At 67.6% G+C, this 10,629-nt stretch carries 8 protein-coding genes; 3 read left to right on the top strand and 5 right to left on the bottom strand.

Annotated elements, in window-relative coordinates; genetic code table 11:
• Positions 1-653: 653 nt before the first annotated feature.
• Entirely contained in the window at positions 654-1,802 is a 1,149-nt protein-coding gene (locus ACFVBH_RS40015; protein WP_379012089.1) for a hypothetical protein, read from the top strand.
• Between the two features lie 15 nt (positions 1,803-1,817).
• Here ACFVBH_RS40015 and ACFVBH_RS40010 read toward each other — a convergent pair whose 3' ends face one another.
• A complete protein-coding gene (locus ACFVBH_RS40010; protein WP_379012085.1) occupies positions 1,818-2,099 on the bottom strand; it encodes a hypothetical protein in 282 nt (93 codons plus the stop codon).
• Between the two features lie 134 nt (positions 2,100-2,233).
• Here ACFVBH_RS40010 and ACFVBH_RS40005 point away from each other — a divergent pair, with 134 nt between their 5' ends.
• The gene (locus ACFVBH_RS40005; RefSeq protein WP_379012082.1) at positions 2,234-2,437 is read left to right on the top strand and encodes a hypothetical protein; all 204 of its coding nucleotides are present in this window, start codon (positions 2,234-2,236) and stop codon (positions 2,435-2,437) included.
• A gap of 514 nt (positions 2,438-2,951) precedes the next feature.
• Complete coding sequence (locus tag ACFVBH_RS40000; RefSeq protein WP_379012080.1) at positions 2,952-4,247, top strand: acyltransferase family protein; 1,296 nt, start codon at positions 2,952-2,954, stop codon at positions 4,245-4,247.
• A 71-nt stretch (positions 4,248-4,318) separates the two neighbouring features.
• On the opposite strand, the gene ACFVBH_RS39995 is transcribed toward ACFVBH_RS40000, so the two are convergent.
• The 4 genes from ACFVBH_RS39995 to ACFVBH_RS39980 all read right to left on the bottom strand — a co-directional run bounded on the left by ACFVBH_RS39995 (position 4,319) and on the right by ACFVBH_RS39980 (position 10,627).
• Positions 4,319-5,284, bottom strand: coding sequence for an LLM class flavin-dependent oxidoreductase (locus ACFVBH_RS39995; RefSeq protein WP_379012076.1), 966 nt, complete (start codon positions 5,282-5,284; stop codon positions 4,319-4,321).
• A 361-nt stretch (positions 5,285-5,645) separates the two neighbouring features.
• A complete protein-coding gene (locus ACFVBH_RS39990) occupies positions 5,646-6,446 on the bottom strand; it encodes an LLM class flavin-dependent oxidoreductase (protein WP_379012073.1) in 801 nt (266 codons plus the stop codon).
• A gap of 261 nt (positions 6,447-6,707) precedes the next feature.
• The gene (locus tag ACFVBH_RS39985) at positions 6,708-9,512 is read right to left on the bottom strand and encodes a DUF5682 family protein (RefSeq protein ID WP_379012070.1); all 2,805 of its coding nucleotides are present in this window, start codon (positions 9,510-9,512) and stop codon (positions 6,708-6,710) included.
• Entirely contained in the window at positions 9,509-10,627 is a 1,119-nt protein-coding gene (locus tag ACFVBH_RS39980; RefSeq protein WP_354987967.1) for an AAA family ATPase, read from the bottom strand. Before ACFVBH_RS39980 ends, ACFVBH_RS39985 begins: the two co-directional genes overlap by 4 nt.
• Positions 10,628-10,629 lie beyond the last annotated feature (2 nt).

Below are 10,629 nucleotides of genomic sequence, written 5' to 3'. Positions count from 1 at the left end.
CCGTACCCGACCTCGGCTCCCCGGTTGGGAGCCTGTTCATCCTTCCAGCCTGGCTGGATGGCCGTGGGAACCTTCTCGAGACCTACAGACAAAGATCCGCCATCGCTGAATGCTGGTACCGCCTCAGAGGGTGATTGTGGTGAGCGGTAATCCATTCGTCGGTTGCTCGTACCCCCGCCGGTAGTGGATCCCGTTTATCGGCCCGGTAGGGCTGGTACCGCCGTCGAGGCTCCGAACCGGTCCCCGCTGGTATTCCGTTGTCCAGGCTGCTTTGCCCCGGGAGGGCTGGAACCGCAGCCTCAATCCCGAACGTGACAACGCTGGTTCTCGTTATCCAGGCTGCTCTCCCCGAGGGCGCTGGAACCGCAGCTCGCCCCTCCCAACCCCACCCGCTGGTTCTCGTTATCCAGGCGTACATAAACCCAGCCGGCCACTCAACGCACCGATACCTCGAGAGCCCGCCCGACCGGAAGCAACGAAGAAGCGCGCCTTCGGTATCTCACCGAACGCCTGCCGTGACCTCGGCCAGAGTCGGTCCGCCGCACCCGCGCCGAAAACGTCCACCCTTCTGATTTGCTGGCTGTTCCCGGCGCCTGTTACAACCGGTGCCGAGAACCCCTCGGTCAGTGAAGGGTTCGAACCGGGGAGGGTTCATGAGCAAGTACTGGAAGCACGACCTGCGCGAGGCCCGAGCACAGGAAGCCTTCGACATCAGCGACTTCGATCCATCGCAATTCACCGTCACTCGTACGTCTTTCGAAGACGGGCGGACGGTTGTCGAGACCATGTCGATGGAGGACCTGTTCGCGTCCTACGGGGATAGCCCGATGGCGGAGACCGCGGAGGTGCGCAATGAGTTGTGGGAGTGGTTCGAGGAAGCCCTCGCCTACACCCTGTTCACCTTGCCCGCGAATGGCCGGTTGATGTTCGGGAATCTCGTTGGCGAGGAGACCGAACGATTCGTGCTGTTCACCAGGTTCGATCAGTTTCTGATGTGCGAGACCGCGTTGACCGATGACAGTGAGCAGCGGGAGCCGAGGCTGCGGCGGGGGACCGTCGACATGTGGGATTTCGGCGAGTGGCAGGAGCCGCAGCCGGAGCAGGGGATGGACAGCTGGTTCAGGATTGTCGAGTGGCCCGCCGAGTACTCGGAGTTCGAGGATGTCGCGGAAGCCGCGGTGGAAGCATTTCGATTCGTGAGTGCGGCGGAGTGGCCGCACGAAATCGTCTCCGTGGCAGTCGATGTGGAGTCGGACGCCGAGATCGAGAACACGCTGTTCAACTACGATCCGATCACCGCTGAGACGATGTCGCAATTGCCCGTGGATCAGTTGCGCAGCCTGCTCGGCGTCCACCGGGAGATGCTCGAGGTGATTCTGGCTGCCGACGCTGCCGGGCAAGAGGTCCGGATAGTCTTCGCGCGAACACATGCCGAGACCCGGAATGCGCAAGTGCTCGTGAGTGGTGAGAGCGGCCGCTGGCCCGCCGCGCGCGAGCGCACGCTGGATGTGATCGCGCAGACCGGGCCGACGAGCCTGCTGGCCATCGATGTTCTCCTGGATGTGCCCGCCGGCACGGATGTGACCGACTACCTGACACTGCGGGAGTTCGGCGACGACAGCGCCTATCAGGGCACGCGCGAGTACCTGCTCGGAATGCTCACTGCTGAACCGGCTTTCGCCGCGGCTGTCGAAGTGAGGCCCGAGCTGGCGGCGGCGGTGCGAGCCGGGACCGTGGGGCTCGAATACCACCTTCTCGCCGTCACCGGCGACGGCGATACGACGGTCTATCGCTACCTGTGATCCCGGCTCGGCGGCTCAGTTCATCTTCCCCTGCATAGGGATATAGATCTCCGCCGCCTCCACGAAACCACCACCAATTCGCGCGGCCAAAGCCAGCGCCTCATCGGTCTTGCGCATCGCGTTGCGCAGGTAGTCATCGTCATCGTCGCCCACCGCGAGCAGTTCATCGGTATTGCGCGCCAGCCAATGCCGGGTCAGCTTCACCGCGGCGGGGCTGACGTAGCCGCCGATCTCGTAGTTGGCCGGAATCGTGTAGTTGGCTTGCCATTCCAGCTGCGGGAATTCCGACTGCAGCATGCCGAGCAGTGCCGAGTTGTCGACCAGGCCCGAGTGGCCGTCCAATTCGGCGGTGCGCTCGAGCAGGGTCGGCCAGGCTTTTCCGCGCTGAATCCAGCCGGCAGGATGTAGGAGAGGAAGTCGACGAGCACGAATTGCAGGTTCCCGGTGAGGAGTTCGGCCGGGTCCGCACGCTCGCCGTCCGGCTTCACGAAGGGCTGACCCGCGCGCAGTGCTCGAACCACGTTGCGCAGCAACACGACATGGCCGGAGATCTCTTCGGCGAGATCCCGGTCTCCGGGCAGTGTGCCCTCCATGTCCGGCTGTACCCGACCGGGCAGTCGCCGATCCAGCAGTGACAGCTGATGCGTCGCGAGTCCATCCACCTGATCCGGCGTGCACCGGTTGTACTGCAGCACCGTCTCGGCGACATCCTCCGCCGACTGCGCGGTAATGAAATAGGGGCGACCCCACACGTACAGGTGCGGATCGAAATTGTCATCGTGCCCGAGCGCCTGCATCGCGCCCAGTCCCCACCCGTTCGCGCGGAATCTGACCTTGGCCTGCTCCACCCCGAATCTGATCAGATCATCGAGATCTCGTTCATCCCCGTACCCCGCGATGTACGGAAGTACTCGACTCTCGACCATCCGCATGTCAATCGCATGAAAACTAACGTCGTACCCCATAATTGCCAGACATTACCCGGCGCGGATTGGAACAGGTTCATCCAGTCGTGCGCCGGGCGCACCGGGGTCGCGGATCCGCGCTCCGGATTGGTGCAACAGCGTTCACCGTGCTACTAATCTCAGCTGTGCGCCGCCTTCTCTTCAGCTCGTCGAATTTGTCTGTGAATTCGGGCGGCTTTCCCTCATGACCGTCGACAGTCCTGCGGCGCCCCCGGCCGTCCCGGTGGAACAGGCACCGCGCGGTCGCGGTGGCCGATTCGAGTTTCTCGACGCGCTGCGCGGCCTGGCGGCCCTGGCGGTGGTGGTGCAGCACTGTTCGGAGCGGCTGTGGCCCGAGTATTTCCGCTTCTCGCAGGCGTACTTCGGTCTCGGTGAGTTCGGCGTCTTCGTCTTCTTCATCGTCAGTGGATTCATCATTCCGGCCTCGCTCGAGCGCGGGCGGTCGCTGGGCGCGTTCTGGGCCGGTCGGTTCTTCCGGCTGTTCCCGCTGTTCTGGGCCTGCCTGGTCGCGGCGATGCTGCTGCATTCGTTCGGCCGCTATGAGCTGCCCGAGCCCTTCTGGGATCAGCCGGTGCTGAACTTCCTGGCCAATCTGACGATGATGCAATTCTTCATCGGCGGCTGGGACATCCAGATCATCGGCGCTTCGTGGTCGCTGTCCTACGAGCTGGTGTTCTATCTGATTCTGTCGCTGCTGCTGATCGCCCGGCTCAATCGTCGTTCGGTGCCGCTGGCGGTGGGCGCGCTGGTGCTGATCGTTCCCGGGGCGATCCTGCCGCCCGCGCTGCTCAATGGCGGTGACGCGAATTCCGTCACGCGGTCGATCGTCGCGGTCGCGACCATTCTGGCGGCGACGGTCTTCGCCTGCGTCGCAGAGAATCGCCGCGCTGCCCTGGCCGCGATCCTGATCTCGGCGATCGCGGTGCCGCTGTTCCTGAATCAACCCGGCGCTTCGGTCCTGACCTTCGGCTACCTGGCCACCATGTTCCTGGGCACGGTGCTCTACCGGATGACCTCCGGCGAGATCGCCGCTCCGTGCGCCTGGCTGGTTTTCGCGTTCGCCATGTGCCTGATCTTCGGCGTGAGCACGTTCGTCGCGCCCGTCCTGGATCCGATCACCGGGGTCTGGGTCACCTGGATCAAGCAGCCCCTCACGATTCTGCCCGCGTACCTGCTGTTTGCCGGTTTCCTGCTGCTACGCCGCTACTCCTTCCCGCGTCCCCTGCTCTACCTGGGCCGAATCAGCTACTCCCTCTACCTGGTTCACGCCCTGCTCCTGGACGCGATTCCCCGCTGGTCCACGTCCGTCCTCGGCGTCCCCGCCCAGTGGCTGACCCTGCTGACCTGGGTCGGTTCCGCTCTCCTGATCTCCGCGGTCACCTACCGATTCATCGAGAAGCCCTGCCACAATCTCGGCCATCGCGTGATCGCCAGGATCGACTCCCGCAAGATCGAACCGCCCGCGACCGCGGTCGCGTAGCCGGATTCGCGGGGAGCTGTCGGCCCGATCCGGTGCCGCGCGGAGTATTGCCGATCACGCGGACTCGGTGGTCAGATTCGGCTCGGATCACCCCAGGGTGCGATGACCTCGTCGGCGAACATCCGCAGGCTCGTCCGTACCGCGGCGGGGGAGGGGCCGGCCGGCTGCACGTTGCACAGCAACTCCGTGGCCCCCGGCAGTCCCGGATCTCGCCGAATCGACGCCGCCACCGCCGTTCCCGTCCCCAGGTATCCGTGCCCGGTATCCACGTAGTCCAGTGCGCTGAATCCCACCGGAAACCGTCCGGCCGCAATGGAAGTGGACACCCATCGTTCGATGCCGGGCCGCATGTGCTCGAACGCCACCGCCGCACTCTCGGCGCACAGCACCGATCTGGACAGTCCCACCCTCGGCTCCCGGCCCGCGGCGGCCTGCGCGGCCCGGTACTTCGCCACCCGCTCGGCGGCGATCTCATCCCGCGGTCCCTGCGGCGATGACGTGCGTCCGGTCAACACCCCGAGATCCAGCTGTGCCGCCAGCTCGAATCCGGATTCGGATGCGGTCCCGAGCCACAGCCGATCGCGTAGTCCGTTCCCCGCCGGCACCAGGTCGCTGTCCGGCTCGATCAGTGCGCACAACTCACGCAGGTTCTCGGCGAACTGCTCGTGCCGCGCTTCGTGTTCCCGCCCGAATCGCTCGGCGCTGCCGATATCGGCTCCCGCTCCCAGCCCCAGCTCCAACCGCCCGCCGCTGAGGGCGTCCACCGTGGTCGCGTCCTCGGCCAGCCGTATCGGGTGCTCCAGCGACCCGACCACCACCGCCGTTCCCAGCCGAATCCGCTCTGTTCGTTGCGCGATGGCCGCGAGTACCACCAGCGGCGCGGGACAGTGCGCTCGTTGCGCGCCGAAGTGATGCTGCGCCACCCAGAACGAATCGAATCCGCATTCCTCGGCCACCACGGCGAGTTCGACCACCTCCCGCAGCGCCGCCGCGGAATCGCCATCGCTCACCACATGCGAGATGAACCCGAATCTCATACGCAACCCATCCCCTCGCCGCCGCCTCGGTCGCGTCCACCGTAGACCGCGCCGCGACCGGGCCTGACGGGGAGCGGCCCCGGCCCCGTCACCGCGGCGGATGGGGCAGGTGCACCGGATCGGATTTCGTCACCGCCGACGCGGCTACGCACCGGGATCGTGTGCCTGTGGGCCGGGCTCGAACGGCGCTGCGCCGGTACCCTGGTCGGCTGGTTCGACCGCGGAGGTCGGGGTGAGCCGGACCGCGTCGCAATCTCCCGGATCCTGGGCGGACAGCCGCGTCGCCTACCCGGCTGCGCGCCTCGAACATGCGGGTTCCCGCGCCGTGTTGAGCTCGCCAGGCTCGGATCGGACGGCATTCCTACTGTGCGGCGCGCAGGGCGGCGGCGTACGCGTAGTCGGTCCGCCCGTCTTCGGCGGTGGGGGACAGGATCACGCGGGTCACGCCTGCGGACTCGTAGGCGGCCAGGTGGTCGGCGGCCGCGCGCGGGTCGGCGGGAAGGGTGGGGGCCACGATGGTGATCGTGGGGGTGGGGCGGTTGTGCTGGGCCGCTCGAGTTTTCAGGTCGGTGAGCAGGGCGGGCAGGTCGGCCGGGGCCGGATCGATGGGCATCCAGGCGTCGCCGTGGGCGGCGGCCCGAGCCCGGGCGCGGGAGCTGTTTCCCGCGATGAGAATCGGGGGAACCGGGGACGGCGGGGACAGGACGGGGTGCAGATCGTCGGCAAGGGGTGCGGGATCGCCCGAGATGAGGGCCGGCAGGTGGGTGAGAGCACGGTCGGTGCGGAGGCCGCGTTCGGCGAAGGGCACTCCCGCCGCGCGCCAGCCGATATCGCCGTGGGCCGGATTGCCGGTGCCGATGCCCAACAGCACTCGATTGCCCGAAAGCTGTTGCAGGGTAGCGACCTGTTTCGCCGCCCAGGCGACGGGCCGCAGTGCCACCAGCATCGCGCCGAAGCCGATGTTGATCCGGTCGGTGACCGCGGCGGCCGTGGTGAGGGCGACGGTGCTGTCCAGCATCGGCTGGCTCGCGATCAGATGGTCGGTGGCCCATAGGGATTCGAGTCCGGCGTCCTCGGCGGCGCGGGCGGCGGCGCGAATCTCGGCGCCACCGATGTGGTGCGGTCCCGAGGTGGGCAGGAAAACGCCGATGGAAACAGGCACCGGATGACCTCCGAAGTCGTAGCTGCTGGTGTGCCACCCACGCTAGGGCGGGCGATCGAAGGTTCCAATGTGCGATCCACTCTGGCTCATGCCCGGAACGCGCACCGCGTCCTGCCGTGTTCGCAAGCTGGGTGGCGGGTGCGGTGCACGCGGGCCCGGACCGCGCTGCCCCAGAATTGGCACCCTCGAAACCTCAGCGCGGCAGGACGGCCGAGAGCCCGTGCCCGGCAAGACGCCGGGCACGGGCTGGTTCGAGCCTCGTCAGCGAGCGGCAGCGCCGAGCTGTTCGGCCAGCGCGGTCGCGGCGGCCGGGAACCGGTCCAGTAGCGCGGTCAGTTCGTGATCGCCGGGCGGCCCGAAATCCTGCCAGGTTCCTTCGATTCCGAGCAGCGACGCGAGTGCGTCGCAGCCGGCCCGATGCCGGGACAGCAGTTCCGAGCCGGGGCCCTGGGACGGGGCGGTCGGCGTCGGTGTCGCCGCCGTCGTGAACTCCGCCGACCACGGCGGTACGAAGGCGTCCACCGCCGGGAGGGCGCCCGGGAAGGTGCGGGCGGCCTCGCGGACCAGGCCGGGGATCAGGTCGGCTGTCTGCTCCTTCAGGGTTGTGATCAGTTTCGGGAGCCAGGGGAGCAGGACCCGGTCGGGGAGGGACCCGAACGCCTTCGACAGCAGTTCCACCACAAAGGGTTTCAGGGCGGGCGCCGGGTCGATCGCCTGGACGAAACCGCTGATGTACTGCGGAACCGTCGGCAGGACCAGGGGGTTGGCCAGCATCGCGTCGCTGCGCTCACGCAGGTCCGCCATGGTCAGCATGCCCAGTTGGAAGCGGGCCGCCCACAGCAGTGCGATCTTGGCGGGCGCTTCCGGATGTGATTGCAGGACGGCCAATTCCAGCTGCGTGTGATCGCAGCCCAGGGACAGGGCCAGGTTCTCCATCCCGAACAGGAAGCCGAGCATGGCCGCGACCTGTGGTGGGCCGGTCTCCTCCGCGGTGAACGCGGTCGGCAACAGGGTGCAGTAGTGCGAGTAGCCCGCGGTGACGAAGCGTTCGCACCAGGGCGGCAGCCCGTCCTCGGTCGATCGGAAATAGTTGAGCAGCAGCCGAATACGACGGAGCACGACCGGCGCGTCGTCCACCGTGCGCTCGGCGGCCAGCAACTCGACCGCGCGATTGCCGAGCTCGGCCGCCAGCCGCACCGAACCCAGATAGACCAGCGCGTCCTCGACCGCTCCCAGCGCCACGGCAGCGGTCGCGTCCGGTGCGGTGACCGCACGGCGCAGTCGCTGCTCGAGCACCTGCTCCACCGACACGCCCTCGTACCCGAGCTCCACGAGCGAACGCTGATACTTGCCCAGCCCGATGTCCCAGCTCTCCTGAATGGAGGTCTCGCCGAGCCCGCGCGAACCCATGATGGGCCGCAACGCATCCTGCGGCAGCAGCCGGCGCAACAGCCACAGCAGGTCCGAGCACGGCCGCAGTTCGGGCGTCGCCTTCACATCCAGCAGGGCGCGCTGGAGCGTGCGCTTGGACAGGTCCAGGCCCAGCGGGGCCAACCGGTCCAGCACGTCGCGGGCCAGCGGCGGCAGCGCCGCGTAGCCGACCTGGCCGATACGGTCACCGCCCAGCAGGATCTCGCACAGCCTGCGCACATCGCGCCTGCCCGGTACCCGATCCTTCTCGATGCAGGTGACCGCCGCGTCCTGGAAGTCGTACGGGGTCGGTCGCGCTCGATTACGCAGGCCCGCCAGCAGAATCGAGGTCTCGAAGATCGCGATGGCGTCGGCGGTGCTGGCCAGGTAGCCGTTGCGCCGGGCCAGCCGGACGATGTCCACCGACCACTCCAGCAGCTCGGCCTCATCGAGCGGATCCAGCACCGGCGGCCGTGACAGGAAGCCCGAAAGCTGATCCCGCACTTCGGCGTCGCTCTCTCCCGCGAGGACGGGCAGCTTGGCCGCCCGCGGCTTCGCACCCGGCTGCCCCGCCAGTTGGAACGGTTGCAACTTCCCGCGCCGCAACCCCTTCGACCACGTCGCCGCCGCGATCGACACCGCGCCGCCCGCCAGCCCGAACTGCGCCTCGATCGCCGAATGGCTCGAGGGGATCAGCCCGTAGTGCCAGGCGGTGGCCGAGCGCGGGGAGATCTCGAACGGCGCGTCCGAGTCCACGCCGAACTGCGCCACCGGACTCGCCGCGTGCGCCGCGCCGCAGATGTACAGCGCCCGCGCCGGGTCGATCGCGGTGGCGGACAGGTGTTCCCGCATCCGGGTCCACATGTACCGTTCGCGGTCCTCGTCCTCCACCGTGCTGCCGCGTCGCAGCCGCCGGAACAGACTGCCGATCATCACCATGACCTGGCGGTACGTGTCGTAGTCCGCGTCCGCGAGCGGCTGTTCCACGTACTGGTCCCACCACTCGGACCAGTGCCGGACCTTGCCGTGGTGCAGCAGATGCTCTTCCAGTTCGACGAAACGCGGTCGCAGATCGCCGATCTCGATGCCCACGGCCGCGCCGTGCAGGCCGTCCTCATCGGGCTGCTCGCTCTCGGCGGGCAGCCCGGGCTCCTCGGATTCCTTCGGCGCCCACTGGAAGACGTGATCGGTGGACCGATCCACCAGCACCAGTTCGACATTCGGCGTCTCGAGCGCATACGCGATGGCCTGGTACTCGGCGGACGCCTCGGTGATCGGCGCGACCACCGACAGCGGCGCCCACTCCGCCGGGAATCCCGACGTGTCGGTGGCGAACGCCTGCAGCGCCACCGGCAGGCGGCAGTTGCGGAGTTCGTCCAGCAGCGGCCGCATATCCTCGCACAGCTCCAGATAGATGACCGCGGGCTGCTTTTCGCGCAACCGCCGCACCATGGCGAGGCCGGACGCGGGGGAGTGGTGGCAGACCGGGAAGATCTCCAGCCGCTCGGACAGCGCCCGGTCCACATCGTCGACGATGCCCGCGAGGATGTCCCCCGCCGCGCCCGGCGCGCCGGCAAACGCGACCGCCGCGTCCGCCAGCTGATCCCGCAGCGCGGCGAAGGTGTTCGGCGCGCGCCGAGCCTCGGAGACGGTCACGAGAGCCTCGCGATCGCGGCCCGGCCGCCCTCGAGGAATTCGCCCCAGGGCGCCTTACCCTTCTTGTCCTTGGTGCGCGGCTCGACCACCCCGTGCAGGTACTTGTTCAGAATCGCCAGGTCCTCGGGGGCGCGCCGGGCCAGCGAGCCCACCAGCGAACCCGCGAGATCCTGGGCGTTCAGCTCTCGCGCACCGAAGAACTGACTGTGCAGGATGGCGTCCTCGAGCACGCCGATCTGCTCGGCGGTGGACAGCGCCGACTCGAGTTTGTCGTCGTCACTGGTGGCCGCGGCCGCGGCGGCCCGCAGATCGGCGAAGCTCTCCAGCAGGATGTCCAGCAGCGTGGGCGGCAGCTCCAGTTCGATGGAGTGCCTGCGCAGCAACTCCGCGGTGCGGAAGCGCACGATCTCCGCCTCGCTCTTCTTGTTGGACACCACCGGGATTCGCACGAAGTTGAAACGCCGCTTGAGCGCCGAGGACAGATCGTTCACGCCCCGGTCGCGGCTGTTGGCCGTGGCGATGATCGAGAAACCGGGCTGGGCGAAAACCACGTTGTCGTCGTCGAGTTCGGGAATCGAGACGTACTTCTCGGACAGGATGGAGATCAGCGCGTCCTGCACGTCGCTGGTGGAGCGGGTGAGCTCCTCGAAGCGCCCGATCACGCCCTGCTCCATGGCGGTCATGATCGGCGACGGAATCATCGACTCCCGCGACTGCCCCTTGGCGATGACCATGGAGATGTTCCACGAGTACTTGATGTGATCCTCGGTGGTGCCCGCGGTGCCCTGCACCACCAGCGTCGAGTTGCGGCTGATGGCCGCCGAGAGCAGCTCGGCCAGCCAGCTCTTGCCGGTGCCCGGATCGCCGATCAGCAGCAGGCCGCGATCCGAGGCCAGGGTGACGATGCTGCGCTCGACGAAACTGCGGTCGCCGAACCACTTCTGGTCGACCTCGCGATCGAGCCCGTCGGCACGCTCGGAGCCGAGTATGAACAGTCGCACCATCTTCGGGCTCAACCGCCACGCGAAGGGCTTGGGGCCGTCGTCGATCGACTCCAGCCAGTCCAGTTCCTCGGCGTACTTGACCTCGGCGGGGGCGCGCAAAACGTCGTTCATGG

Origin of the sequence: Nocardia sp. NPDC057668 (genome assembly GCF_042799795.1) — a bacterium.
Lineage (GTDB): Bacteria > Actinomycetota > Actinomycetes > Mycobacteriales > Mycobacteriaceae > Nocardia.
The sequence above is the reverse complement of the archived record's forward strand: the minus strand, read 5'-3'. Positions and strand labels throughout refer to the sequence as shown.